This window comes from Microcoleus sp. Pol17C6, from assembly GCF_036701145.1.
Lineage (GTDB): Bacteria > Cyanobacteriota > Cyanobacteriia > Cyanobacteriales > Microcoleaceae > Microcoleus.
This window is the reverse complement of record NZ_JAUBQH010000030.1, coordinates 25,999-52,194: the sequence shown is the minus strand read 5'-3', so window position 1 is coordinate 52,194 and position 26,196 is coordinate 25,999. Positions and strand designations below refer to the sequence as shown.

Below are 26,196 nucleotides of genomic sequence, written 5' to 3'. Positions count from 1 at the left end.
TAATTGGTAATTGGTAATTGGTATGTAGAGAGGGGGTACGCAGTAGTTTTGAGTGCGTGAGTTTTAAGTTGCGGATTTTTTTATTTTCACCGCAAGCACTTAACACTCAAAACTTACAGTTTCCCATTCTCGCGTGCCCTAACCGTAGAGATTTTCTACTGGAATTCCGCGCTCTTGAGCAACTTCGGACAAGGTGCGGAGGGTGGAGAGGGCATTGACTGCGGCTCGGGCGTTGTTTAAGGGATTTCCAGAACCTAGCTGTTTGGCTAAGATGTTGCGGACTCCTGCTAGTTCGAGAACAGTTCGCACTGCTCCCCCTGCAATTACCCCGGTTCCCGGAGCGGCCGGCCGCATCATCACTTTAGCTCCGCCGCCGTCACCGTTGATGGGGTGAGGGATGGAGTTAGATTTGGTGAGGGGGACTTCAATTAGGTGCTTTTTGCCGTCAGCGACGCCTTTTTTAACGGCACCGATTACGTCGCTAGCTTTGCCGACTCCTACTCCAACTTGACCGCGTTCGTTGCCGATAATGACTATGGCGCGGAAGCTGAGTTTTTTACCACCTTTAACTACTTTGGTAACGCGCCGAATCTGAACAACCCGTTCTTGCCATTCGGATTCTTTTTCGCGCCCTTTGTTGTTGCTGCTGCTTTTTTTCTTGTTGCGCTGTTCTTTTTGTTCTGCCATAGTTTTGTCCTGTGGGAATTAGTAATTGGTGAAAGGCGATCGGCAAGTGGTAATTGTTTGAGTAAAAAGTAAAAATAGAAGAAATCTGGATTTTGCCTTTTAACTTTCAACTTTTGACTTTTTACTTTTTAATTACTCATTACCCGCTACCCATTACCCCCTCTAGAAGTCTAACCCCGCTTCGCGAGCTGCTTCTGCGAGGGCTTTGACACGACCGTGATAGAGGTTGCCCCCCCGATCGAATACGACTTTGACTATGCCAGCGCTGGAACAGCGTTTGGCAATCAACTGACCGACTTGCACGCTCGCGGAGCAGTTGCCGCCAGAACTGAGAGTTGACTTCAATTCGGGATCGAGGGTTGACGCGGCGGCCAAAGTGTGCTGGGCGGTGTCGTCGATTACTTGAGCGTAGATGTGCTGCTCTGAACGAAATACCGCTAGTCTGGGACGTTCGGCGGTGCCGAACACCTTGCGCCGAACACGGCGGTGTCTGCGCTGGACTGATTCTTTGCGAGTAAGCTTCATTGTTACTTCTTACCTGTTTTGCCTGTTTTACCAGCTTTGCGCCGGACGACTTCGCCGCTGTAGCGAATGCCTTTGCCTTTGTAGACTTCGGGCGGACGCACTGCGCGGATGCGGGCTGCTGTATTGCCTACGAGTTCTTTGTCAATGCCGGAGACAATGACGTTTGTGTTGCCTTCAACTGCCATTGTGATGCCTTCTGGAGGAGGCATTTCAACGGGTTTGCTGTAACCGACGTTTAAAATCAGGTTCCGTCCTTGAACCTGTGCCCGATAACCTGTGCCGATAATTTCGAGACGCCGCTGAAAACCTTGAGATACACCTTCGACCATGTTTGCGACTAGGGTGCGGCACAAGCCGTGCAGTTGTCTGGCGACGCGAGATTCGTCTCGGCGAGTAACGAGTAAAGTCTCGCCTTCAATTCCCATGAGGATTTCGGCTGGGATAACTCGGGAAAGTTCACCTTTAGGGCCTTTGACGGCTACTTTTTGACCGTCTAGGGTGACGGTGACTTTCGTGGGGATGCTAATCGGACGCTTGCCAATTCGCGACATAGTTTTTTGTCCTTTGTTTTTAGTTATTAGTCCTTGATTATTAGTGCTTAGTTATTAGTCCTTAGTGATTGATTTTTGAGTCGGTTGCCAACGACCAGTGACTAATGACTAATGACTAATGACTACCAAACATAACAAAGCACTTCACCGCCCAAACCTTGGCGTCGAGCTTCTCTATCCGTCATAATGCCGCTGGAGGTGGAAATAATGGCTATGCCAATTCCGCCTAACACTCTGGGCAATTCTTTACGGTTCGAGTAAACGCGCAGTCCTGGTTTGCTGACTCGCTTAAGTGCCGTGATAATGGGCTTGCGAGTTTTACCTTTGTACTTTAGAGAAAGCACTAAATGTCGCTTGACCCCTTCTGCTTCTGCTTCTTCAAATTCGCCGATGAAGCCTTCACTTTTGAGGACTTGGGCGATGCTGCGGGTCATTTTTGTAGCTGGAATTTGCGTTGTTTGGTGGCGCGCCATGCAAGAATTGCGAATGCGCGTCAACATATCTGCTATGGTATCGTTAGCTGCCATCTTTTGCTTCTTACTCTAGTGCTTAGTTGTCCCGGAACGGCATTCCCATTTCTTTAAGCAAGGCGCGTCCTTCTTCGTCGGTGTTTGCTGTGGTGATAATTGAAATGTCCATGCCTCGAATTTGATCGATGCGGTCATATTCTATTTCTGGAAAAATTAGCTGTTCTCTCAGACCCAAGCTGTAGTTGCCGCGCCCGTCGAAGCTTTTGGGGCTGATGCCGCGGAAGTCGCGGATTCGGGGGAGTGCGAGGTTGATCAGCCGATCGAGAAAATCGTACATCCGATCGCCGCGCAGCGTCACCATAACGCCGACGGGTACTCCTTTGCGGATTTTGAAGCCTGCGATCGCTTTTTTCGCCCGCGTCACCACTGGTTTTTGACCGGTGATGATGCCAATTTCGTTGATCGACGAATCCAGTGCCTTAGCGTTTTGAGATGCTTCTCCCAAACCGCGGTTCACTGTGACTTTGACGAGTTTGGGAACCTGATGGATATTAGTATATTTAAACTGATCCATCAGTGTGGGAACGATTTTTCCTTGATAAAGAACTTTGAGTTTGTCCGGCATAGTTTTTGTGTTTCGTTAACTGTCCCTGGGCTTGGTCAGGGAATTTGTCGATTGTCCGTCCCACCGATGTTAGCTGTTAGTTATGAGTTGAAAAGTCACTTGTCAGAAGGCGGACTAATGACCGATGACTGATAACAAATCACTATTGATCGATGATTTCTCCAGTTTTTTTGAGCTGCCGCAGTTTCCGACCGTCTTCGCTAAAGGTATAGCAAACGCGGCTAGCTATTTTTTCTTTTTCGGAATAGTGCATGACATTTGAGCTGTGAATGGGAGCCTCAAATGTGAGTATTTTCCCGGACTCTCCCTCTTGCTGGGGCTTGACGTGCTTTGTTCTGATGTTTACACCTTTAACAATTACTTTGCTGACTTTAGGATATGTCTTTAAGATTTCTCCGACTTTTCCTTTCTCTTTGCCAGTAATTATTTGCACGGTGTCGCCCGCTTTGACGTGCATTCTGTAGCGCTGCGGCTCGCTAGTTGGTTTACCCTTTTTTCCGTACATTTTAAAGTACCTCCGGGGCTAAGGAAACGATTTTAGTAAAGTTTTTGTCGCGCAATTCGCGGGCGACGGGGCCGAAGACGCGAGTGCCTTTGGGGTTGCCGTCTACGTTGATAATAACGGCGGCGTTATCGTCAAAACGAATGCTCATGCCACTGTCGCGGCGCAGACCTTTGCGGGTTCTGACAATGACAGCCCGAACGACATCTGATTTTTTGACGGCCATATTGGGGATGGCGTCTTTGACGACGGCAATGATGACATCGCCGACTCCGCCGTAGCGACGGTTGCCGCCTCCCAATACGCGGATGCACATCAGTTTGCGGGCTCCGCTATTGTCGGCGACATTGAGGTATGTCTGGGGTTGAATCATGGTGATTGTTGACTGTTAACTGTTGACTGTTAACTGTTGACTGTTAACTGTTGACTGTTGACGACTAATTGATTAATCAAGTACCGATCGGGCGAGCGCGAGATCGCAATTAACTGTTAGCCGTTTTTTGTCCCAAAAATCTCAGCAACCGTCCAGCGTTTGGTTTTGCTCAGGGGGCGAGTTTCAGTGATGCGGACGCGATCGCCCGATTTGCACTGATTTTCTTCGTCATGAGCTTTGTAGCGCTTGGTGCGGACTACGATTTTGCCGTATTTGGTGTGGGAGGAGCGGTTTTCGATTGCTACCACGACGGTTTTATCCATCTTGTCGCTGACTACTACGCCAACTCGTTCTTTAATTGCCATAGCTACCTATTTTTGTTGTGCAATTGACTTGTTTTTAGCTACTGTGCGAGCCGAGGCTAGGTTGCTGCTCACTCTTGGCTGACTTCTGGGCTGGGAGCCGAACCTGCGGCTTCTTGAGCTGCGGCTGATTTTTCTGCCGCTTCTTTCTCAGCAACGATTTGGCGCTCGCGTTCAACTGTCATCAATTGAGCTAGCCGGTGTTTGGCGTGCTTGAACAGGTGAGGCTTTTCCATGCGGCCGGTAGCTTGCTGGAGCCGCAATTCCATTAGTTGGCGCTTGACGGCTAAAATTTGCTCTGCTACTGCAGCATCGCTTAATTCTCTAGCTTCTTTAATCTTGGTCAAAGACATAATTGTGTGCTTTCTCGTTAGCGAGCGGTATGACAGAAGACATAATTGTCTCTTAGGCTGAAGGTCGAAGGAAAGAAAAGTTATGAAAGCCAGATTTTAAAATGCTGTAGCCGTTTAAAATGCTGATTAATACAGACCTAATTCTACCTTCGCTCTTCGCTATGACTGGCCTTCTTCGCGAGTGATGAACTTGGTTTTAATTGGTAACTTGAAAGATGCCAAACGCATTGCTTCGCGGGCAGTTTCTTCACTTACGCCGCCAATTTCAAACATTACCCGGCCCGGTTTGACCACGGCCACCCAAAACTCTGGTGAGCCTTTACCAGAACCCATCCGGGTTTCTGCTGCGCGCTCGGTGACTGGTTTGTCGGGAAAAATGCGAATCCAGATTTTGCCACCCCGGCGGATATAGCGGGTCATGGCGCGGCGTCCGGCTTCTATTTGGCGGGAAGTGATCCAGGCGGGTTCGACGGCTTGGAGCGCGAAGTCGCCAAAGCTAACTGTATTGCCGCGGGTGGCAATACCGCTCATTCGCCCGCGCTGTTGTTTGCGGAATTTCGTTCTTTTAGGGCTTAACATGGCTTTGGGAGTTGGGTAATTGGTAATTGGTAATTGCTAATTGGTGATTGCTAATTGCTAATTGGTTTGGAACAACTCACACTTAACAAGTGACAACTAACAGTTAACAATTAGCTAGCCTTCGTTCGATCGATCTTCAAAGTTCTGGCGGCGGCGCTTTTGTTTGGTGCGGGGCACTGCTGCATTTGGTGCAGCTTCTTGTTCCTGTCCGGGAATAATTTCGCCTTTGAAAACCCAAACTTTAATGCCCAGAATACCGTAGATGGTTTGAGCAGTGCAGTAGGAGTAGTCGATGTCTGCCCGCAGGGTGTGCAATGGGACTCTTCCTTCCCGTGTCCATTCGGTACGGGCAATTTCTGCGCCGTTGAGGCGTCCGCTGACTTGAATTTTGATGCCTTGGATGCCGACTTTTTGGGCGCGGGTGATAGCTTGGCGGACGACTCGGCGGAAAGATACGCGCCGTTCTAGTTGCTGAGCGATGTATTCCGCGATCAGTGTCGCATCGGCGTCTACTCGCTGGACTTCGACGACGTTGATGCGAATTTGGCGGTTGCTACCGAGTTGCTGCTGCAAACCGACGCGCAAGGTTTCGATGCCCGCTCCGCCGCGGCCTACGACAACGCCTGGTCTGGCGGTGAACACTTCTAGGTCGATTTGATCGGCTTTCCGCTCAATTCTGACCGAGGAAATCCCTGCATTGCTGAGGGTTTTACGAACGTACTTGCGAATTTTATAGTCTTCTTGCAAGAGTTCAGGATAGTTTTTGGGATCGGCAAACCAGCGAGAGCGGTGCTCTTGGGTAATGCCGAGGCGAAAACCAATTGGATGTATTTTTTGGCCCATAATAGTTGATGAGTTAATTGGTAATTGGTAATTGGTAATTGGTAATTGGTAATTGGTGATTACCCATTTTTTTCAACTTTAAGCTGTTTATTACCTCTTACGTTTTTCCCTGGTTTAGTTTTCTACGAGCGGAGCTACTACTACGGTAATGTGACAGGTTGGCTTGCGGATTTGGTAGGCGCGACCTTGAGCGCGGGGTCTAAAGCGTTTGAGGACTGGGCCTTGGTCTGCGTAAGCTTGAGAAACTACCAGCTTGGATTTATCCAACCCTGCGTTGTGTTCGGCGTTGGCTACTGCCGATCGCAAAACTTTGACGATTGGTTCGCAGGCGCGGTAGGGCATGAATTCGAGTAAAATCAGCGCTTCTTGGTAGCTTTTGCCGCGAATTTGGTCGAGGACTCGGCGCACTTTGAAGGGGGATGTCCGGATGTAACGGGCGATCGCCTTAATTTCGGATGTGGTATCTATAACCATTTCGATTTGGGTAATTGGTAATTGGTAATTGGGAAAAAGGTAATTGGTAATTGGGAAAAAGTTTGTCCGATTACCTATTACCTGTCACCTAATTCGGCTATCTTTTTGCCTTTTTATCACCACTTTTCGCGTGACCTCTAAAGGTGCGAGTGGGGGAAAATTCTCCGAGTTTGTGACCTACCATTTGGTCGGTGAGGTAGACGGGTACGTGCTGTCTGCCGTTGTGAACGGCGATCGTGTGACCTACCATTTGGGGCAGGATTGTGGAAGATCGCGACCAAGTTTTAATTACTTGTTTTTGGCCGGCGGCGTTGAGTTTTTCGATTTTTGTCATCAGAGCATCTGCGACAAAGGGGCCTTTTTTTAGCGATCGAGACATGATTTTTTTAGTAATTCAGGAGTCATTAGTCAGCTTTCAGCAGTCATTGGTCATCAGTCCTCAGTAATTAGTTAGCAGTTAATAACTAAGCACTGAAGACTGCTGACTGATGACTAGCTTTGTCTACCACCCTTGCCACGCTTGGAAGATTTGCGGCGGCGGCGGACGATTAAAGCGTCGCTGCGCTTGTTTTTGCGTCGAGTTTTTGCACCCAATGCTGGTTTACCCCAAGGAGTGACAGGCCCCGGACGTCCGATGGGAGCTCTGCCTTCGCCACCGCCGTGCGGGTGGTCTACCGGGTTCATGACGCTACCGCGAACGGTGGGTCTGCGACCTTTCCAGCGGGTGCGACCTGCTTTGCCGAGGCTGATGTTTCTGGCGTCTGTGTTGCCGACTTGACCGATAGTGGCATAGCAGTCGGCGCGGACTTTGCGCTGTTCGCCGGATGGCAGTTTGAGGGTAACGTAGCTACCTTCTTTTGCCATTAGCTGAGCGCTGGAGCCGGCGGAGCGAACGATTTGTCCGCCTTTTCCAGGTACTAGCTCGACGTTGTGGATGCTGGTACCGAGGGGAATGTTCTTCAGGGGGAGGGCGTTACCGATCTCGATCGGCGCGTCTGGACCTGAGACAATTACTGTACCGACGTTTAAGTTAAGCGGGTGCAGGATGTACCGTTTTTCGCCGTCTTTGTAGAACAGGAGGGCGATGCGGGCGTTGCGATTGGGGTCATATTCGATCGCCTTGACAGTAGCGGGAATGCTGTGTTTGTCGCGGCGGAAGTCGATGTCTCTATAAAGCCGTTTGTGACCGCCTCCCCGGTGGCGACAGGTGATGACGCCTCGGTTGTTGCGGCCTTGTTTGGTGTGCTTATTACTGGTTAGAGACTTTTCTGGTTCTGATTTGGTAATTTCAGCAAAGTCCGAGACGGTTTGTTCTCGGGTGCTGGACGTATAAGGTCGGTAAGAACGGATGCCCATAATCGATTTTAGATTTTAGATTTTAGATTTGGGATGCAAGGACTTGGCGGTTTTGGATTTTAGATTTGGGATTATCAGTTAACTTGGTAACTTTCTGGGTTTGGTATTTTCACCAGTTAACCGCAATCTAAAATCTAAAATCTAAAATCCAAAATTGGCTAAACTTCTGGGAATAGGAGTTTGCGGATCGAGTCTCCGTCGGTCAGAGTTACGGTTGCTCGCTTGTAACAAGGTTTAAAGCCGACGAATTTGCCAACTCGACGCTTTTTGCGCGGCGGGTTTTGGGTGTTGACGCCGATGACTTTGACCTTAAATAGTTCTTCGATTGCAGCTTTGATTTGAGGCTTGGTCGCTTTGGGGGCTACGTCGAATGTGAATTGATTTAATTCCATCATTCGGGTAGCTTTCTCGGTGAGAATCGGACGCTGGATCAAATCTGCGTAGTCGCGGGGGTCGATTTTACTCACCGTAAATCTCCTGAATTTTAGCTATGGCTGTAGATGTGACGATAATTTTGTCAGCCGCGAGAACGTCGTAAACATTCAGGGAGGTTGCCAAGATGACGTTTACTAATTCGATGTTGCGTCCTGATAAGTAGACGTTTGGTTGCGGTTCTGGCAAGATTAACAGAACTTTTGTATCGGGTTCAATACCCCAGCGGGCGATCGCACTCAGCAATTCTTTGCTTTTCGGTCTCGGAAATTGCTCTGCAAATTCTTCAACCACAATGATGTCTTCGGTGCGACTTTGGAATGCTGTCCGCAAAGCGAGACGGCGTTCCTTTTTGTTCATTTTGACTTCAAAGTCTCTCGGTTTTGGCCCGAAGATGACACCGCCGCCCCGCCACAGCGGAGAACGGATCGAACCTGCTCTGGCTCGGCCGGTGCCTTTTTGACGCCAGGGTTTGCGGCCACCGCCTCTGACTTCCGATCGAGTTTTGGTGCAAGCATTTCCTTGACGAGCGTTATTCAGTTGCCGCGTCAATGCTCTGTGAACGATGTGAGACGCATTTTCTTCTTTGGCTACGCGCAGTTCTAAAGTTGTTTCCCCAACTTCTTCGCCTTGCCAATTTCGGACTACACAATTAACCATATCTTTTGTCCTTTGTCTGTTGTTAGTTGTCTGTTGTTAGTTGTCTGTTGTCTGTTGTCTGTCGTCTGTTGTCTGTTCTCAGGTCTTAGTTTTCAGGTCTTAGTTTTCAGCTTTTAGTTCTTAGTTATTGCTTGCTACTAACGGCCAACCACTATCTACTGACTGCTGACTACTGACTACTTACTACTGACTAACGTCCTACTTTTTTCTCAGGCACAACATTGACTAAGGCGCCAGCTTTGCCGGGAACTGCTCCCTTAATTAGCAGCAAATTCTGCTCTGTATCCACCCGGACAATTGTTAGTTTGCGGACGGTGACTTGAACGTTGCCCATACGTCCTGCCATTCTTTTGCCGGGATAAACGCGACCGGGAGTAGTTCCAGGCCCGATCGATCCAGGCTCGCGGTGGTTCTTGGAACCGTGAGACATGGGGCCTCGTTTAAAGTTGTGGCGCTTTTGAAAACCTGCAAAACCTTTACCGATGCTTGTACCGATGACATCTACTATTTGTCCCGGTGTAAAGGTATCTGCTTTTAGTTGTTGACCTAATTCAAATGAACTGGTGTCTTCCAATCGGTATTCCTGCAAGTGGCGCAGTGGATTCGCCCCCGACTTGGCAAGGTGTCCTAGTTCTGGCTTGTTGAGAGCCTTTGGTTTGACTTCGTTGTATCCAACTTGAACGGCACCGTAGCCGTCAGTTTGTTTTGTTTTGATTTGAGTTACTGTACAAGGCCCTGCTTGTATGACGGTGACGGGGATGGCTCTCCCTTCGGCGTCAAACACTTGAGTCATGCCTAGTTTAGTGCCAAGAATGCCTACAGACACGGATTTTCTTCCTTTTATTTACGCAAGAGGTTTCGGATTGCGAAATTTACGTCAATCCGCTTGCTCTTGTGCAGAAACATTTATTTCAGTGTTCCTGCAATTAACTGTTATCAACCAACAGCCTTCCTCGGTGTTTAAAATTTGAGTTTTAAATTTGGGAGCGAGCTTGTGGAAGTCTTGCAAGGGTTGAGATTCGCGGCTTTTTACCGACTCTATCTCCGAGTTTTGTCTCGGTCTTGCTTGTTTGTGCCAGGACTTGAGCAGCAAACCACTCAGTATCCTTTACGGCGACAATTCACAATAGTACATGAAGTGTTTGCCGTTTGTCAAGGGCGCGATGAGAATTTTTCGCCTCAACTTTAGGATTTATAATATTTCCAGCTCGCAAGCAGCGATCGACCAAATTTTGATACAGCAGGAAACACAAATTTATGGGACTGATTACGACGGGATCTGATCTGATTCGGGATTTGGAAAAGTCGGGGTCGCTGGCCCTGTACGTTCCTTTAGAGGGAGGATTTGAGGGGCGCTACCTCCGCCGGCTGAGGGCAGCGGGCTACGGTGGGTACACGATTTCGGCGCGGGGTTTGGGCGATTTGGCGATGTATTTAACGGAGGTTCACGGGGTACGACCGCCGCATTTGGGCAAGAAAACTACTGGCAACGAAGGGGCGGTTGGTTATACATACTACGTGCCGCCGATGTTGAAAACTCAATTAGACAATTTGCCACCGAAAGCAAAAGGATTGGTGCTGTGGATTATTGAAGGGCAAATTTTGTCGAGTCAGGAGATTGAGTATTTGACTGTTTTGCCGACGTTAGAACCACGAGTTAAAATAGCAGTGGAGATGGGGGGCGATCGAGCTTTTAGCTGGAAGCCACTTAAAGATGCTTTAGTTGCAGCTTAAATTCTGCTATTTTAGATCGCAAATCTACTAAAAAAACCAGCGAGCAACTAAAGCTCAACAGCTTCTGCTCGCTGGTTTTGATATTTTGGGGAAAAACTTAATTAACAGGAAAAATCTTATGCTTCAGAACCGCGATTATACCATCATTATTGACAAAAGCGGCAGTATGTACACAAAAGACCAGATGGGCGGTAAAAGTCGGTGGGCGCTCATGCAAGAATCGACGATCGCATTGGCGAATAAATGCGAAGAACTTGATCCTGATGGCATAACAGTTTATGTGTTTTCCGGTCGCTTCAAGCGCTACGACAACGTAACATCAGCTAAAGTAGTGCAAATTTTCCAAGAAAACGAACCTTCGGGAACTACGAATTTAGCTGCTGTTCTGCAAGACGCTCTGAACAGTTATTTTCAGCGCAAAGCATCCGGTAAGACCAAGCTAAATGGGGAAACAATATTAGTGGTGACGGACGGGGAACCGGACGATCGCAAAGAAGTGATGAAAACGATTATAGAGGCTTCCCGGAAGCTCGATCGAGATGAAGAGTTGGCGATTTCTTTCATTCAAGTAGGGAATGCGCCGGAAGCTACTAAGTTTCTCAAGATATTGGATGACGAACTGCAAAGCGCCGGGGCTAAATTCGATATCGTTGATACTGTCACGATGGATGATATTGAAGGAATGACCCTGACAGAGGTATTGCTGAATGCAATAACTGATTAAGGAGGCGGGCGAAGTTTCCGTGATTATATTGGGACCAGTTAGCCCAGCAGCATTTTTTAGGGGGTTTAAGTTATGGAATCGATCGATCGCCTGTTAGGTGAACTGAAGGCAGAGTATCAAGCATCTCAGAAAATTGCTGAGTTGAAAAGTCAGGCGCCGGCGCAAGCACAAACGCCGTCAAATGCAACATTTAAAACATCAGATATAAATTTGTATGCTAGTCCTTTGGATAAGGATTTAGCTCAAATTAAGGCTGAGTACGAATCGCAAAATAAAGCTCAGGAAGTCGCTTCACTGCAACCGCTTAAGGCTGAGCACGAAACGCAAAATAAAGCTCAGGAAGTCGCTTCACTGCAACCGCAACCCGCAGAAAAAGTCGCGGAACCACAGTTGGACGTACAAACGCACAGGCAGAAAGTTAGGCAAGCTCAGGTTTGGCTGAAAAAGTTGGATAAAAATTCCGATGAGGGATATTGGTTCGATCAATTTGCTTTTAAGTATTCTTCGAGGATAGATGCCGCGATAGACTATTTGCAAGCAGTGAATGAGTTTGATTGATTGAACTACACGGTATTCACGATTTTTAATGCCGTTTTTTGGTTGATTGCCATCTCTATTTGTTGTAAGGACACGGCAGTGCTATGTCTTTACAAAGCGTAAAATACAGATCATTTGTATTACGCGGGATTTAGGACATGGCAGTGCCGTATCCCTGTAAATTGCCCTGGGGGGGTAACAACCAGCCTGAAACCCAGAGGTGGTGAGGATTGAGCCAATGTGTGCTAAAAAAAGATAGGCAGCATAATTGTTACACGCTTGCCTATCCAAAAAATAATGATACCAACATTTTACCAGACTCATTTAAAAAAACAACTGACGAAAGCTCAGTTTCTTGTAATGACAATTTTGCTATCTGTGATGCAATCCGAAAAACAAGTGAGATTAGAAAGACTGGCACGGGTATTTCCTTATCCAATTACAACAGAAAGTAGGCGTAGAAAAATACAAAGATTTCTGGATTTACCAAACTTAACTATCTCATTAATTTGGTTTCCCTTGATTACTTATTGGTTGACCACTTATTGCCCCATTGGTACTCGTTTATCAATCGCAATTGACCGCAGTCAATGGGGGCGCATTAATCTTTTTATGGTGACGCTAATCTGGGAAAAAAGAGCAATTCCATTATACTGGTCATTATTGCCAAAATTAGGAAACAGTAACTTGGAGGAGCAAACAGCAAATTTACAGCAAATTTTACCATTGTTTTCAGAATATAAAGTCATCGTTTTAGGGGATCGTGAATTTTGTTCTGTTGATTGAGGAAATTGGCTTAAATCAAAGGGTGTGTCGTTTTGCTTAAGACTTAAAAAGAATCATTGTATCGAAATAGAACATTTAATTTGGCAACGGTTAGATGAATTAGGGATAGTACCAGGAACCTCTTTATATCTTCAAGGAAAAAGAGTGAGAAAAAGTCGGCCTGCCACCGGATTTGAGCTTGCTTGTAAATGGAAAAGAAATTATGGGAAATATCAAGTTAAAGAAGCTTGGTTTATTCTCACGGATTTAGGTTCATTGCCAGCAGCAATCAATGCTTATAAGCAGCGGATGGGCATTGAAGAAATGTTTCGAGACTGTAAAAAAGGAGGCTACGATCTTGAAGGAACTAGCCTCGAAGGAAACAGACTTATTAATATGATTCTCCTGATGACGCTTGCCTACAGTTCGGCAATATTTCAAGGCACTGAATTGAGAAAAAAGCAGGTACAAAAATATGTATCTCGTCGCAAAGAACCCAAGAAAAAATATCGTAGACGGAGTACATTTGGTGTTGGCGTAGATGCCGAAAAGTGGGTTCATTATCTCGAACAATATTCTTTCGATGTGGAACAGTTAATGAAGTTAAGTCCTTCTAAACGCCGCTTTTATCAACAAGGTATGCGGGCTGCAACCCTTATACAGTCTATCTCGTAGACCTCTTTGTCACCCCCCCAGGTAAATTGCCATAAAATAAAAATCATTTATAGGAACACAGCACAGTTATTTCCTGTGGCTGCCACAACCACGGGGAGGATTGCTCCTATACTAAATTTTTGGACACAGATGTAGGATGCAATAAAAACAAAGCCGCCTTTTTTGCTGTATCTTCAGATAGCTGAATTTGTTTTAACTCAACAATACCTTCACTGATAAAAGTATCTCTCAAAGCAGCTTTTTCTCCGCTGTTAAAAGTCGTTTCGTAAAACACTTCTCTAATTCCAGCCGCAATAACTAATTTCAAACAATAGATGCAGGGTTCTAAAGTGACGTAAATACTAGCCCCAGCAGTAGATATACCGTGTTTAGCAGCTTTGGCGATCGCATTTGCTTCCGCGTGAACCGCCCTTGAGGGCAAAGTTTTGCTGGCGTCGCAACTACTCAAACCAGGATAGCAGAAGCCTTGAGTAGTACAGTGTGCCGAACCTGACGGCGAACCGTTGTAACCCGTTGCTAAAACTTGCCTGTTTTTAGTTATCACCGCGCCTACAGGAAAAGCCAGACAAGTCGATCGAGTAGCGGCCAATTTTGCTAACATTAAGAAGTATTCGTCCCAATTCGGTCTTTCTTCTTCTAGATTCATTTTCTATCCTGAATGTATTGGTTGCTGGTTTTCAGACACTCGGCCGCCTTTTGCAATTCTATTCCCAAATAACCAATATGCTCGGGTTGGATGGCAGGGGAAGCCGCACAAATTTCTCGCACTAACTTGAGAGGGTTTTTTCCAGAATAACAGGTGACAACTTCGCCGCTGCCCGGGGTGGTTTGCGTGACAACTATTTGATTGTCGGCTACTTCAACTAAAAAATTGCCTGCTGCATCGAAAAAGTCTCGATCTTCGCAGATTTTAGCATATTGGGTTTGAATGAGTCGATCGGCATTTTCAAAGGTATCGTCATACAAGTGAGCAGATTGACTCAGCGTTACCAACGGGCCCATCGTCAAATTATAATCGGAACGCCTCGCAATTTCATCTCGAATGTGCTGCTGCAAAGCCCGCAAACCCATTGCATTTGCCGGCCAAGCCGCAAACATATCGTTACTGCGGAGAGTTGCGGTTAGCGATATTTCACCGTCCACAACTCGCACCCAAATGTGATTTAAACAAGGACTGCCACTGTGCTGGTGGTCGGATGAACCGTCAGGTCTTCTGTTAACATTTCCGCCCGCATCCCACAGACTAATTACAGCACTTGCTGCGTCAATTTCCTTAATTAGTTTGGCAATAACTTCTTCAATTTGATCTCGTCCAAACCATGACCGCATCCGCTGTGCGTAGGTATATTTAATGCCTTCGCTATATGGGGCATCTTCCAGCATTTGCGGTTTGTACTGTTCGAGGAAATCACGGTCTATTGGTAAGTAATTCGGTTCGGGAAAATAGAACTCCGCAGGTTCATCTGTAATCACTGCCATTAAGTCGATTAATTCTTGCCACTGTCCGTCGTAACCAGTCGGCCGTAAGGTGCCGGTGGTCTTAATTCGGTGGATGATTTTTACCCATGTTTCGGCGATAGTTTTGCCTTCGATTCTGTGTCCGTATTTCTGGCCGGGAAGTACAGTCGGGACGATTTCAACTAATGGAAAAGTTACGGTTTCTCCCCAAGGTTCAACCACTGCTTTTTCGGAAAAAAACTTTACAAAAGTTACTGTTTCTGCTATATTTATTGCTTCTTTCCATTCGATTGAATGACGCAATAGTTCTAAGGCTTCTGCTGATATTTCAATATCAATGTAGCCAAATATTGAAGATTTAATTAACCAGCAATCTCTACCAGTATCGCTTTTGCCGACTTCAAAGCCGTTGCGAAAAAAGTCGATTAAGCACGCTGCTGCACCGGAGTTACGGTCTTCTTTGGTAGCGTTGAGAATTACTAAAAAGCGGACGTGGGGATTGCACAGCAAGTTTCTAATTAAGAAGTTGATGCCGCGAGTAGGAGAGTATAGTTGTCCGATGACAGCAAATTCGTTGGGTTGTAATTTTTTGCCGATCGCACTTTTTACTGTCCAGCCACTGACAATGGCTGTTTGCCCCGTTCCGCAAATTAATTGATTTGGCTTGTATAGGGGTTTGTACTCAAATTTATTGACGAGATTTGTGGCTGTCATGGTTTACCGTTTTTTGCACCGCGTACTACTATATCAATAGTTTGGATGGTTTGAAGGGGCACTATCAATCATCTTTATGCCACCGCTGCAAGGATTTGTTATGCTGCGTCAACGCAAATCTTTGCCTGAATGTCTTTTACCGCGATCGCCTTCAGCGGAATTGAAATCACAAACTCTGTACCTTCACCTAAAGTTGAGTTGACTTCTAAAGTTCCAGAGTGTTTCTGGACTACGATTTGATGAGCGATCGCCAATCCTAGGCCTGTTCCTTGCCCCACGCCTTTAGTGGTAAACAGATGCTCAAAGATTTTTGGCTTCACCGCATCCGTCATCCCAATCCCATTATCCTGAATTCGGATCACTACCTGAGATTCCGACAATTGGGTTTTGACAGTAATCTGGTTGGGTTTGGTTTTGATCTGAGCAAAACTGCGCCCTTGATTTGATTCCTCAAGGGCATCGATCGCATTTGCCAGCACATTCATAAATACCTGATTCAACTGTCCGGCAAAGCATTCTACCTCTGGCAGATCGCCATAGTCTGTGATGACTTGAATTTCCGGGCGACATTCGTTGGCTTTGAGGCGATGCTTGAGAATCAACAGCGTGCTGTCAATGCCGTCGTGGATATTGCAAGTAATTGGGAGTTCGCAATCCGAACGCGAGAAGGTTCTTAAACTGGTGCTGATTGTGCGAATGCGATCGACTCCTTCTTGCATCGAATCGATTAATTTGGGTAGATCCTCTTGTAAGTATTCCAAGTCTATTTCCTCCACGAATGCCTGAAGCGTGGTACTTGGATAAGGGAGTTCTTTTTGGTAGAGAGCGATCAGTTTAAAGAGGTCTTTAATATAGTCCTGAGCGGGATTCAGATTGCCCGCAATAAAGCCAAGTGGGTTATTAATCTCGTGCGCGACACCCGCCACTAAATTGCCCAAAGCAGACATCTTTTCGGTGTGGACTAAGTGACACTGAGACTGTTGCAGTTGTGTGAAGGCTGCTTCTAAATCAGCCGTTTGCTCAGCTACACGCTGTTCGAGATTTTTCGTTAACTGCCGTAGCTGCAAATGAGTTTTTACCCGTGCTAGCATCTCCTTTTCTTGAAAGGGTTTGGTGATGTAGTCCACAGCACCCAAGTCAAATCCTTTCTCCTTACTATCGGCATCGGAGACAGCGGTCATAAAAATGATCGGAATGCTGGCTGTCCTGGGATCTGCCTTCAGACGTTGGCAGGTTTCAAAGCCGTCAATTCCTGGCATTTGAACATCGAGCAAGATCAGATCGGGAGGATAAACTTGGACTCGCTTAAGAGCGCGATCGCCGTTGATTGCGGTTGCTACTTCATACCCCGCATCACTTAAGGTTTCACAAACCACTTCTAAGTTTGCAGGGGTATCATCCACCACCAGAATTAATTGAGGACTAGACATCGGCTTTTTTCTCTGTGAGGTGTTGTTGTAGCAACTCTTCAATTTCTTCGTCTTTAAATTGCTTGGCAAGCGGAAGAATTTGTGATGCAAAATCAGCGTAGCGAGGGTTAGAGTGAGCAAGATGCTCTGTGTGTTCTCGTAGCCGTTTTAAGTTGCCTTGCTGTGCCAGTTGTAGTAACGCCCTTAACTCTAAAGTCGAAGGAATCATCCCTTCAGGCTTATCTAATGCAGTCGTTAGAGTGGATGGCCCAGAGTCGTTTGAGGCTGTCATTTCATATTTCCACTTTAATTCCAAATGAGTGGCTAAGAGGTTAAATAATTCACTGACTTCCACTGGCTTGGCCAGGAAATCATTTCCCCCTGCATCTAAACTCATCTGTTGATAGGCTTGTGATACTGATGCAGAAGAGACAAGGATCTTCTGGTGTTGCAACTCATTTGCACTGCGAACCTGTTTGAGCAGTTCAAAGCCATCCATGACTGGCATTGCCAAGTCTGTAATCACTAAGTCAGGTTGAGACTGTCGTATTTTTTCCAATCCTTCTTGTCCATTTTCTGCCTCAGTAAGTTGGAATCCTAGTGGATATAACAAGTTGACGAGAACGGCTCGGTTTTCCCAACGATCGTCTACAACAAGAATGCTGCGTCGTTGTCCTTCGTAACCAATAATTTGTTTTCCAGTTGTGAGGGAGTTTTGCTCGGCCCAATCGGTGGCGATCGCCATTTCCACCTCAAAAAAGAACTCACTACCGACTCCGGGTTGGCTTTTAACTTGGATTTTTCCGTTCATAAGTTGGACAATCCTTTGGCTGATCGCGAGTCCTAAACCCGTACCCTCGACTTGGCGCTGGCGATCGCCCACTTGTTCAAAAGCCTGAAAAATTTTATCCAAATGATCGGGCGCAATTCCTACGCCCGTATCCTCAACTTGAAATTTGAAAGAGTGAGTGGACGGATTGGGATGATTCTCAACTACGGCAACCTTGAGCGTGACACAACCTTTGTCGGTGAATTTAATCGCATTTCCCACCAAGTTGAGTAACACCTGACGCAGCCGTTTTTCATCGGCAAAAATCCCTTCAGGCAACTGCGGATCGGGCTGGTAAACGAAGTTAATGCCTTTTTGGTCGGCACGAATGCCGCAGATTTCAGCGACACCTTGGAGGAATGAGGGAAAGTGAATCCCTTTAGGTGTGAGTTCTAATTTGCCGGCTTCAATTTTGGACAAGTCCAACACATCGTTAATCAGGGTCAGCAAATGAGAACCACACTGGTGAATGATTTCTACCCCATGACGTTCTTTAGCTGGCAATGCGCTGCTGCGGTTGAGGATTTGAGCATAGCCCAAAATACCGTTGAGAGGAGTGCGAAGTTCGTGGCTCATGTTGGCGAGAAATTCGCTTTTTGCTTTGTTGGCATTGTCTGCAGCTTCCTTTGCATACTTGAGTTCGGCGGTGCGTTTTTCAACTCGCTGTTCAAGCTGCTGGTTAGTTTGCTCTAGGGCGGTAAAGGAATCGCGCAATTGCTGCGCCATTCGGTTAAAGGATTGAGCAAGTACACCCAGTTCTTTAACGCCAGAGGTTTCGACGTTTTGGTCGAGTTTTCCTTCGGCGATCGCTTCCGATGCGTGACTGAGCAGCAAAATGGGTCGAGCAATCCAGCGCGAGGTGTAGATACCCAAAACGGTTGCCAGTCCTAATGCGCCTAAACACAGCCAAATCGTGTTGACTGTATTGGCATTAATTCGTCCCATGAAATCTGATTCCGGCATGGCGACGACTACGAGCCAGTCCAATCCCCATTCGTCCTGCCAGGGAGTTACTTGAACAAACTCCCGCTCACCCTCGATCTCAAAGTCTACGCGCTGGATGGTTTGAATGGTTTTCAGATCGCCGAAGCGATCGCCGAGATACTTGGACGTGGCTTGAATTAGGGCGTCCTTACTCTCAAAGCCCCGCAGTCGCTGAGGTTTGCCGTTGGTCACTGAAAACACCGGCGCATCGCTAGAGCTGGCAACGATTAATCCGTTGCGCTCCAGAATGAATACCTTGCTGGATTGACTAACCTTAATTTCACGTAAAAAGTCACTAATTTGCGAAAGGCGTTGCTCGACCCCCACGCTGCCGATCAACTGACCATTCTTGTCATAGATGGGGCGACTCGTGGCGATCGACAAGGGGTAGTTATTAGTCTCCCATTGATAGATCTCGCTCCACCCTGGCTTGCCCGTCTCGACACCTTTGGCGTACCAGCCTTCTTTCTGGAACTGATACGCTTTGGTGATTTCAAACATTTTAGTTGGCTTGCTTTGGTCATTTGTAATGTAGTTGTACAAATCTGGATTGCCGTACCGCTTCGGTAGCACCAGGCTAATGTCAGGATTGCCGTGGTTCGGAATGGTTGACTCGCGGTAATATCCCGAGGCGATAAAGTCCCCCGTTTTAGACCCGTACAGGATATAGCCAACTTTGTAGGTTTTTACCTGCTTTGCAAAGAATTGAGCCAGACGATCGGCATCCTGTAAGTTCAGCAATCCCAGGTCAATTTGCTCGCCGTTGATTTGCGTCAAATAGCGGGTTGCAGCGGCATAGCTGTCGAGGTGCTGATCCACACGGTTACTCACCTCTGTTTGCAAGTTAGTCGCTAGCTCATTCACTGCTTTTTGTCCATTTCGCAGCGACAGATACCCTGTTAATCCTACGGCAGCGAAGATTTGCAGGATGAATGGAACAACCAGACCGGTTCGCAGGGGAACCTTACTAAAGCCTTTAGCAGCACCAATTGTGGACTTCGACAGCATAGCGTTCAGAACAGTAAAGATAGGGTACAGGCCTGAGAGTTCCCAAACTTGGTTTAGAGGCACCAGATTTTATCTGCAATAAACAGGAAAAATATCGGCTTCGGTTGGACTTCTAAAAAAGCATTGCGGTTCAAGTTTTATAGCGTCAAATCCCGCACCACTTGGTAGCGGAAATCGACACCAACGCTAACAATTGATGTCCTACCTCCAACGACCAGTCGCATTAGCAAGTTGCCAGTCACTTTCTCTTTTTCACGGAGAGCAACAATGGCTGAGTTAGATGTGGCGTTGGTTGGTGGAGTGGCAGGGAGGCTGTTATCACCTCGGATCTGTTAGCAGACTGTTGTATTTAGTAGATCGGGCGATCGTTCTGGCTCAAATTTCAAGGCGATCGCACACACTCCACCAAAAATATCTCAACCCCATTACAATCGAAGACTACCGCTTATAGAATCAACTTCACATCTTTTGGGCGAGGGGAGCATCTCATATTTGTAAAAACACTTCTTCTGGCTCCTTCTTCCTCTTTCCTCCTGTCTCCTGCCTCCAATGGCTCCTTATTTCTTCCTCTTTCCTCGCAGCCTCGCGCCTGACAGTCTGTAGCCTCCAAACTCCAATTTCTAGCTTGGCTGCAAAAGTGGGATGCTCCCGGGGCGATCGAGTAAAATTGACAAAAAGAGGTAAATTTAATCAGATTGGGGTTTAAAATGGGTTATTCCAGCGATGTCAGCGACAAAGAGTGGGAAATTATTGAGCCATTACTGTTCCAAAAGAAGAAAACCAAACCTCCGGTGTGGACTTGCGCGGCAAATCCTTTTCGGGGATATTTTATCAACTCAAGAACGGTTGTAATTGGTCAGACTTTCCCAGAGCTCTACCACAATATTCTACTGTCTTCTGGCATTACCCCAATTGGTGTGAGGACTGTGTACTTGATCTGATTATGACCGAGTTACATAGTAAGGTGCGCTAACAAGTCAAAAAAAACCGCTGTGGACAACCCTAATAATGATTGACTCACTCATGGGAGAAAAACACCCTTCTACGCTAGTGAGGAGTCTAAAGGGTTTTGTTTCTACAGATGCACCGTTTAGCATCAAAAGACATCTAGCTGTCGATATACTTGGCTTTCCCTTCTTTACCCACTGTACCAAAGCTAGCTTATCTGATGATCTGCAAGCTGATTGAAATTCTTTCCCAAAACATCGATTACTTCAAATCTAAACCTGCCGAACTTCCCAAAACTACCATATTGTTAGACAACGGGTACCACCCTGAGAAACGCAACTCTTGCCTTGGAGGAGATTTATCCTCAGATTATGGCTAAGATTAAATTTGAACTCGCAGCCGCGCCATCAAAAGCCGAAAAGTACGCTAAACGGCAATCTGAATTTGTACCCTCGGCGGCTAGATGGGGGAAGAGAACGTTCCAACGCTTGGGTGGAAAGATGCAAAAGCTGGCGTCAAAAACTTTGATGGCACACTCGCTCGTTCAAATGCCAAACTCAAGCTTTGCTTGATCAGACTGATGCTTAGAAGACTAGCCACTGCGTAAAAAGATCTCAAATGGGTTCTATAGATTAGCGGGATTTGCCGATGGCACTGAGCTTGAGTCTGTCCCAAATTTGTCGCTGCTGAGTTTACCGGGAAAACTGGTTGCAGGCAAACTGCCACAGGTACTCTGAACAAAAAAATTATAAAAAAAATAAAAAAGTACGATCGACCGCGTTAGCAATTGCCGATTATTAGCGGCGCACTTATTTTGCACTATCGGGCTGATTGCCGGTTGATGCGTAGATACCATGCCACCAAACCCAACATTTCTCCGAGAAACTGGGTTTACGAGGCCTTGTCCTAATTAAGATACAATAAGAACCACAAAGAAATTGCGATCGACATTATTTGACAGTCAAGCTATGCAATCTACAACTCAGTCCGAGACAGAACTGGCGATGGACGCTCCCAAACACGGATTGCCCGTTACAATCATTACAGGATTTCTCGGCAGCGGCAAAACAACCCTGCTCAACCACATCCTGACCAATCAGCAGGGTTTGAAAACAGCAGTTTTGGTAAATGAATTTGGCGAAATCGGCATCGACAACGAACTGATTGTCACCACCGACGACAACATGGTTGAGCTGAACAACGGCTGCATCTGCTGCACAATTAATGAAGATTTAGTTAATGCAGTTTACAAAGTTCTGGAACGTCAAGAAAATCTCGATTATCTGGTAGTCGAAACAACCGGACTCGCCGACCCGCTGCCAGTAGCGATGACTTTTTTAGGCACAGAACTGCGCGACCTAACTCGTCTCGATTCGATAGTGACAGTAGTAGACGCAGCTAACTACAGCTTAGATTTGTTCAACTCTCAAGCAGCTTACAGTCAAATAGCTTACGGCGATATAATTATCCTCAACAAAACAGATTTGGTTGAAGAAGCAGATTTAGATTTGTTAGAAGTTAAGATTCGCGATGTCAAAGAAGGTGCTCGAATTTTGCGAACAGTAAAATCGCAAGTTCCCCTGCCGCTAGTCCTCAGCGTCGGATTGTTTGAATCGGACAAATATTTCCAATCTGAAAAAACTGCTAGCAGTCACGACCATCACGACCATCACGACCATCACGACCATCACGACCATCACGACCATCACGACCATCACGACCACAGCCATCACGACCATCACGACCACAGCCATCACGACCACTCCGACCATTTAGAAAATGACGGATTTACCTCAATTTCTTTCCAAAGCGACAAGCCGTTTTCTCTGAGAAAATTTCAATATTTCTTAGACAAACAACTGCCAACAAATGTGTTTCGCGCGAAAGGGATTATGTGGTTTGAAGAAAGTCCGAAACGGCATATTTTTCACTTGAGCGGCAAGCGATTTACGATGGACGATGATGAGTGGAAAGGCGATCGCAAAAACCAGCTTGTTCTCATCGGTCAGGGTTTGGATACCGAGACTTTGCGATCGCAACTCGAAAACTGTCTTTGTATGCCTTCAACCAGTCGCGGTAAAGGTTTTGGGAAGAACTAACAGTAAAATATTCTTTTCACCTAAACCAAAGAGCGTCGCGGTCTAATTGTTTTCGCGATCGCGAACTGGAGATGGATGGGGACAATGAAGGGCGATCGCCCTCTAAGAAAAAGAGTGCCCTCCAAGAAAAAGAGCGCCCTCGAATAAAAAGAGCGATCGACCTATTTTATTGTTGCTAACAAAAACAGAGCCGCACACTTATACTGTCCGCCGATCTCAAAAGCACGATCGCCAGTGCTTTCAAAGGTGCAGAGTTGCGTTGGTTTTACGTAATCTCTGCACCTTTATGCTGTTCCCACCACCTCTCACCACTCCTACTTCCCACAAGCAGCGCAATAGTTGGCAAACTCAACGAGGTCTGGGAGTTTCCCGTGATAGTCTCACGTTCCTTGTTTTCGGCTAAGCTATTACAACAAGCTTGCAAGAAGACGGGCTATGAGCAATCGGCGGCTAAAAAGAATTCGTGATTGTATTTCGCTCTTTTTATTACGACTCAAAAGGAATTTTTGGTGTTTTTGGGTAAAAATTCAAGATGACATTTTTCTTTTTTTTGCTAATTGTTTGTTAGCCCTTCTCAAATTGATTGGTTACGCTGCCTTGTTTTTGGGTTTGATTTTAATGCTGGGTCATTTCTGTCTAGTTGACATACAAATTAGCCGTGCGCGCATAACCCTCCAATCTCAGTGTCCTGAACCAGTGATCGAGCCTAAGCCTGCCGTGTCATTTAAGACTCAGGCGGGTCAACTATAAACTTGCCTTTGAAGCCCCCACGCTTAATCTAAGATTTAGTGGTGAGTGGCTGACAATTTCATTTTCATCGCGACACGGCGATGGCGCTGCTGTTCAAATAATCCTAAGACGCTACCAAAAAGCAAGTCAATGCGAGTCATCATCCAGCGAGTAAAATCATCTCAAGTCGAAATAGAAGGTCAAATTGTCGGCAAAATTGGCCGCGGGCTTAACTTGCTTGTAGGTATTGCAGACACCGACACCGAAGAAGAACTCGATTGGATGGCTCGCAAATGCCTGGAACTGCGTTTGTTTCCCGACTCTGCCGGGGATACCGGGCGCTGGGACAAGTCCGTACAAGACATCGGCGGCGAGTTGCTGGTTGTGAGTCAGTTTACGCTCTACGGGGACTGCCGCAAAGGTCGGCGACCTTCCTTTGACAGAGCAGCGGCTCCTGGAAGAGCGGAAATTTTTTATGATAAATTTGTCGAAAAGTTGCGCCAGAGCGGCTTAAAAGTCGAAACAGGCTTGTTTGGAGCGATGATGCAAGTCTCGATCGAGAATGACGGGCCGGTGACTTTGGTATTAGAGAAAGAATCAGGGTGAATTGTTTGCCAACAAAGCTCTCTTTGCTTCTTTCTTATTCCTTCTTCCTTCTTGGATAAGATCAAATTTCCAGATTAACCGGGTTTCCGAATTACTGTGCCGTAGCTTCAGAATACATTGCAGTTAGCTACACTCTGCCGAGTCTCGATTCCACAATCTATAACGGTCAAAACCGCCTCAAATAGCCAGTTATTAGATTGTCCACTCAGCGGCCTGGCAGCACCCTCAATTTTCCTCGCGCTCGCCCACCCAAATAACAGCTCAGAATGCTTGTACAGTAAGGCTTTAACGGCAATAAAATCAATCTTCCACAGCCAGCGCTTAGAATCAGATTCAGCAGCCAAAAACTGTTGCATGAGAGAGTGGAACACTGGCATCACTGCGGTTATCTCTACTTCCGTAACATTCAATGTATAGAGAGTTGAATCAGCACAGCAAGCGAAACCGCCAGCAACTGCCACCTCACTCTCTGACAAATGTCCTCGCACACCCGCTGTGCCCTACCACCCGATAAACGCCATGACTCTCAAAACTGCCACCAACACCGTCAACTGCAACACCGCTTCTGACATCAACAGCATTCCGGCTGCATCCAGCGAACAAACCGCCGAAATCAATTCTCTTCCAAGCATCGATGTCCTCGCTTTGGCTAACTTCGCCCTCAAAGAATTGCAAGCGGAAATGAAAACTTCCAGCCGCAGCGCTCAAGCAGTGGCGATGCGGATTGCTAAGGAAGTCGAACGGATTTGCCAAAAAAGCGATCGCATCCAAATTTCCGGCGAAGTTGAAGCTTGGCAAATCACCTTGGCCGAGCATCGGTTGCAAAAAACCCTGCAATACTACCGCCTCGGTTCCAAACAAGGCCGCGTCGAACTGCATTCTCACCTCGCGGCTATGATTTACCGCCATGTTGCTTCTTTCCGCTCGAACTTGAACTTCCAAGCTCGCTACAACATGATTGAAGACTTTTTGCAAGGCTTTTACATCGAATCTCTGCGAGCTTTCCGCCGCGAACACCAACTCGATGTCACCTACCAGCCCCGCACGCAGCTAGAATTGGCTGAGTACATGGCTTTCACCGAACACTACGCGAAGCGCCAAATCGGTTTACCCGGCCGCAACCGCCAACGCCTGATCGTGTTGCGCGCTCAAGGATTTGCCAAGGGCCAACCTCCCGAAACTGCGATCGACATTGAAATGGCTGTAGAATCCGGCAAGGGAGAAGAAGCGGAAATGTACAGCCGCTCTCCGGCGCTGCAACAAGTGCGCGAGCAAATGGTATCGGAAACTGTCGATCCGGCTGATGCTGTGCTGCGCGATCGAGTTGTATCGGAATTGATCGCCTATCTGGAATCGCAAAATCAGCCAGAATGCGTGAATTACTTAACTTTAAAATTGCAAGACCTTTCGGCTTCAGAAATTGACCGCGCGCTCGGTTTGTCTTCCCGCCAACGCGACTACTTGCAACAGCGATTTAAGTACCACGTCGAAAAATTTGCCCGCACTCAAAATTGGAAACTTGTCCACGAATGGCTGGGTGCTGATGTGGATCAAAAGCTGGGAATGACTTCGGACAAATGGGAAGCATTTCGCGCTCAACTTGCGCCCGAAATGCAGCAACTGTTAGAAATGAAGCGGAATCAAGAAAGCGACAAGGCGATCGCCACCGCCCTCAAATGCACTGCCAAACAAGTCCAAAAACGCTGGGCGCAACTGTTGGAGCTGGCTAGCCAGACTCGCAACAGCAGCCAAGCTTAACTGGTACTCCAATATGAATGCAACTGTTTTCTTGAGACTGGAAAATGCGATCGGGTGCGGCACCTGCACAGGACTGCCCGCCCCGGCGTCCGCTCTCAAATCAACAAGGGCTGCTACTAAATTATCGCCGCTTTTTGGCCTATTCAATTTATTAAAACAACATTACTTTTTTTAATATCTTTCGTTCCCTGGTTAGGCCGGGGAATTTGTTTTTATTAGTCATTAGTCATTAGTTCTCAGTTATGGAAAATTGCTTGCTGAAGAGGCAGCATTGCATTGCATCATATATTTATAATGATATTTAAACATAGGGAGTAGCATAATCAAGGCAAAGTTGTTCAAAGTTCAAATTGTGAAACTTGAGGGGGCGGAAGATGGATAAAAAATGACAATTCATCTATCCAGAGACAGAAAAAAAATCAAATAA

31 protein-coding genes and 1 pseudogene are annotated in these 26,196 nt (G+C 46.7%); 10 read left to right on the top strand and 22 right to left on the bottom strand.

The annotated features are described in order from the left end of the window. Positions 1-138: 138 nt before the first annotated feature. From rpsE to rplC, 17 genes are all read right to left on the bottom strand, one after another. On the bottom strand, positions 139-687 hold the full coding sequence (gene rpsE, locus QUA25_RS16415; RefSeq protein WP_190745441.1) for a 30S ribosomal protein S5: 549 nt from the start codon (positions 685-687) through the stop codon (positions 139-141). 162 nt (positions 688-849) lie between these two features. Beyond that, positions 850-1,212, bottom strand: coding sequence for a 50S ribosomal protein L18 (gene rplR, locus QUA25_RS16410; protein ID WP_333039624.1), 363 nt, complete (start codon positions 1,210-1,212; stop codon positions 850-852). Between the two features lie 2 nt (positions 1,213-1,214). After that, positions 1,215-1,763, bottom strand: coding sequence for a 50S ribosomal protein L6 (gene rplF, locus QUA25_RS16405; RefSeq protein ID WP_333039622.1), 549 nt, complete (start codon positions 1,761-1,763; stop codon positions 1,215-1,217). Between the two features lie 122 nt (positions 1,764-1,885). Next, on the bottom strand, positions 1,886-2,290 hold the full coding sequence (rpsH, locus tag QUA25_RS16400) for a 30S ribosomal protein S8 (protein WP_190657976.1): 405 nt from the start codon (positions 2,288-2,290) through the stop codon (positions 1,886-1,888). Positions 2,291-2,312: 22 nt separating this feature from the next. Continuing rightward, positions 2,313-2,858 carry a 50S ribosomal protein L5 gene (gene rplE / locus QUA25_RS16395; protein ID WP_006634989.1) on the bottom strand — a complete coding sequence of 182 codons (546 nt, stop codon included), beginning with the start codon at positions 2,856-2,858 and terminating at the stop codon, positions 2,313-2,315. A gap of 142 nt (positions 2,859-3,000) precedes the next feature. Beyond that, positions 3,001-3,363, bottom strand: coding sequence for a 50S ribosomal protein L24 (rplX, locus tag QUA25_RS16390; RefSeq protein WP_242719707.1), 363 nt, complete (start codon positions 3,361-3,363; stop codon positions 3,001-3,003). 1 nt (position 3,364) lies between these two features. Beyond that, positions 3,365-3,733 carry a 50S ribosomal protein L14 gene (gene rplN, locus QUA25_RS16385; protein ID WP_006634991.1) on the bottom strand — a complete coding sequence of 123 codons (369 nt, stop codon included), beginning with the start codon at positions 3,731-3,733 and terminating at the stop codon, positions 3,365-3,367. A 116-nt stretch (positions 3,734-3,849) separates the two neighbouring features. Continuing rightward, positions 3,850-4,098: a 30S ribosomal protein S17 gene (rpsQ, locus tag QUA25_RS16380; protein WP_006634992.1), complete on the bottom strand. Its 249-nt coding sequence runs from the start codon at positions 4,096-4,098 to the stop codon at positions 3,850-3,852. 68 nt (positions 4,099-4,166) lie between these two features. Beyond that, a complete protein-coding gene (rpmC, locus tag QUA25_RS16375; RefSeq protein ID WP_333039617.1) occupies positions 4,167-4,448 on the bottom strand; it encodes a 50S ribosomal protein L29 in 282 nt (93 codons plus the stop codon). Between the two features lie 159 nt (positions 4,449-4,607). Continuing rightward, positions 4,608-5,027 (bottom strand): 50S ribosomal protein L16, encoded by a 420-nt coding sequence (rplP, locus tag QUA25_RS16370; protein WP_333039615.1) that lies wholly within the window; start codon positions 5,025-5,027, stop codon positions 4,608-4,610. A gap of 114 nt (positions 5,028-5,141) precedes the next feature. Continuing rightward, entirely contained in the window at positions 5,142-5,870 is a 729-nt protein-coding gene (gene rpsC, locus QUA25_RS16365) for a 30S ribosomal protein S3 (protein WP_242719701.1), read from the bottom strand. Between the two features lie 114 nt (positions 5,871-5,984). Next, positions 5,985-6,344 carry a 50S ribosomal protein L22 gene (gene rplV, locus QUA25_RS16360; protein ID WP_006634996.1) on the bottom strand — a complete coding sequence of 120 codons (360 nt, stop codon included), beginning with the start codon at positions 6,342-6,344 and terminating at the stop codon, positions 5,985-5,987. A 97-nt stretch (positions 6,345-6,441) separates the two neighbouring features. Beyond that, positions 6,442-6,723, bottom strand: a complete 282-nt coding sequence (gene rpsS / locus QUA25_RS16355; RefSeq protein WP_006634997.1) for a 30S ribosomal protein S19 — start codon at positions 6,721-6,723, stop codon at positions 6,442-6,444. Positions 6,724-6,836: 113 nt separating this feature from the next. Further along, entirely contained in the window at positions 6,837-7,700 is an 864-nt protein-coding gene (gene rplB / locus QUA25_RS16350; protein ID WP_333039612.1) for a 50S ribosomal protein L2, read from the bottom strand. A gap of 158 nt (positions 7,701-7,858) precedes the next feature. Then, the gene (locus QUA25_RS16345; protein WP_006634999.1) at positions 7,859-8,167 is read right to left on the bottom strand and encodes a 50S ribosomal protein L23; all 309 of its coding nucleotides are present in this window, start codon (positions 8,165-8,167) and stop codon (positions 7,859-7,861) included. After that, a complete protein-coding gene (gene rplD / locus QUA25_RS16340) occupies positions 8,160-8,792 on the bottom strand; it encodes a 50S ribosomal protein L4 (protein ID WP_190657994.1) in 633 nt (210 codons plus the stop codon). The genes QUA25_RS16345 and rplD overlap by 8 nt, the downstream gene beginning before the upstream one ends. Before the next feature lie 190 nt (positions 8,793-8,982). After that, on the bottom strand, positions 8,983-9,618 hold the full coding sequence (gene rplC / locus QUA25_RS16335; RefSeq protein WP_333039608.1) for a 50S ribosomal protein L3: 636 nt from the start codon (positions 9,616-9,618) through the stop codon (positions 8,983-8,985). Positions 9,619-10,049: 431 nt separating this feature from the next. Here rplC and QUA25_RS16330 point away from each other — a divergent pair, with 431 nt between their 5' ends. The 4 genes and pseudogenes from QUA25_RS16330 (at position 10,050) to QUA25_RS16315 (ending at position 13,227) form a co-directional block, all read left to right on the top strand. Then, a complete protein-coding gene (locus tag QUA25_RS16330; RefSeq protein ID WP_333039606.1) occupies positions 10,050-10,526 on the top strand; it encodes an NAD(P)H-quinone oxidoreductase subunit N in 477 nt (158 codons plus the stop codon). A 118-nt stretch (positions 10,527-10,644) separates the two neighbouring features. Next, positions 10,645-11,250 (top strand): VWA domain-containing protein, encoded by a 606-nt coding sequence (locus QUA25_RS16325; RefSeq protein WP_333039604.1) that lies wholly within the window; start codon positions 10,645-10,647, stop codon positions 11,248-11,250. Positions 11,251-11,322: 72 nt separating this feature from the next. Beyond that, positions 11,323-11,808, top strand: coding sequence for a salt stress protein, Slr1339 family (locus tag QUA25_RS16320; protein ID WP_333039602.1), 486 nt, complete (start codon positions 11,323-11,325; stop codon positions 11,806-11,808). 276 nt (positions 11,809-12,084) lie between these two features. Beyond that, positions 12,085-13,227: pseudogene (locus QUA25_RS16315) on the top strand (IS4 family transposase). 106 nt (positions 13,228-13,333) lie between these two features. On the opposite strand, the gene QUA25_RS16310 reads toward QUA25_RS16315, so the two are convergent. The 4 genes from QUA25_RS16310 to QUA25_RS16295 form a co-directional block, all read right to left on the bottom strand. Beyond that, complete coding sequence (locus QUA25_RS16310; protein WP_333039601.1) at positions 13,334-13,873, bottom strand: dCMP deaminase family protein; 540 nt, start codon at positions 13,871-13,873, stop codon at positions 13,334-13,336. Continuing rightward, the gene (locus tag QUA25_RS16305; protein ID WP_333039599.1) at positions 13,870-15,399 is read right to left on the bottom strand and encodes a thymidylate synthase; all 1,530 of its coding nucleotides are present in this window, start codon (positions 15,397-15,399) and stop codon (positions 13,870-13,872) included. Before QUA25_RS16305 ends, QUA25_RS16310 begins: the two co-directional genes overlap by 4 nt. 98 nt (positions 15,400-15,497) lie before the next feature. Next, positions 15,498-16,829, bottom strand: a complete 1,332-nt coding sequence (locus QUA25_RS16300) for a response regulator (protein ID WP_333039597.1) — start codon at positions 16,827-16,829, stop codon at positions 15,498-15,500. After that, positions 16,822-19,629, bottom strand: coding sequence for an ATP-binding protein (locus QUA25_RS16295; RefSeq protein ID WP_333039596.1), 2,808 nt, complete (start codon positions 19,627-19,629; stop codon positions 16,822-16,824). The genes QUA25_RS16300 and QUA25_RS16295 overlap by 8 nt, the downstream gene beginning before the upstream one ends. Before the next feature lie 280 nt (positions 19,630-19,909). Here QUA25_RS16295 and QUA25_RS16290 point away from each other — a divergent pair, with 280 nt between their 5' ends. The 5 genes from QUA25_RS16290 to dtd all read left to right on the top strand — a co-directional run bounded on the left by QUA25_RS16290 (position 19,910) and on the right by dtd (position 24,011). Further along, positions 19,910-20,080 carry a hypothetical protein gene (locus QUA25_RS16290; RefSeq protein ID WP_333039595.1) on the top strand — a complete coding sequence of 57 codons (171 nt, stop codon included), beginning with the start codon at positions 19,910-19,912 and terminating at the stop codon, positions 20,078-20,080. A 342-nt stretch (positions 20,081-20,422) separates the two neighbouring features. Continuing rightward, positions 20,423-20,602 carry a transposase gene (locus tag QUA25_RS29520; RefSeq protein WP_445242227.1) on the top strand — a complete coding sequence of 60 codons (180 nt, stop codon included), beginning with the start codon at positions 20,423-20,425 and terminating at the stop codon, positions 20,600-20,602. A gap of 346 nt (positions 20,603-20,948) precedes the next feature. Continuing rightward, complete coding sequence (locus QUA25_RS16280; protein ID WP_333039592.1) at positions 20,949-21,149, top strand: hypothetical protein; 201 nt, start codon at positions 20,949-20,951, stop codon at positions 21,147-21,149. A gap of 396 nt (positions 21,150-21,545) precedes the next feature. Beyond that, positions 21,546-22,676, top strand: a complete 1,131-nt coding sequence (locus QUA25_RS16275; RefSeq protein WP_333039591.1) for a GTP-binding protein — start codon at positions 21,546-21,548, stop codon at positions 22,674-22,676. 879 nt (positions 22,677-23,555) lie between these two features. Then, on the top strand, positions 23,556-24,011 hold the full coding sequence (dtd, locus tag QUA25_RS16270; RefSeq protein ID WP_333039589.1) for a D-aminoacyl-tRNA deacylase: 456 nt from the start codon (positions 23,556-23,558) through the stop codon (positions 24,009-24,011). 107 nt (positions 24,012-24,118) lie between these two features. On the opposite strand, the gene QUA25_RS16265 is transcribed toward dtd, so the two are convergent. Next, positions 24,119-24,487, bottom strand: coding sequence for a hypothetical protein (locus tag QUA25_RS16265; protein WP_333039588.1), 369 nt, complete (start codon positions 24,485-24,487; stop codon positions 24,119-24,121). Between the two features lie 43 nt (positions 24,488-24,530). On the opposite strand from QUA25_RS16265, the gene QUA25_RS16260 reads away from it, so the two are divergent. Continuing rightward, entirely contained in the window at positions 24,531-25,769 is a 1,239-nt protein-coding gene (locus tag QUA25_RS16260) for a HetZ-related protein (protein ID WP_333039586.1), read from the top strand. The last annotated feature ends 427 nt before the right edge of the window (positions 25,770-26,196 follow it).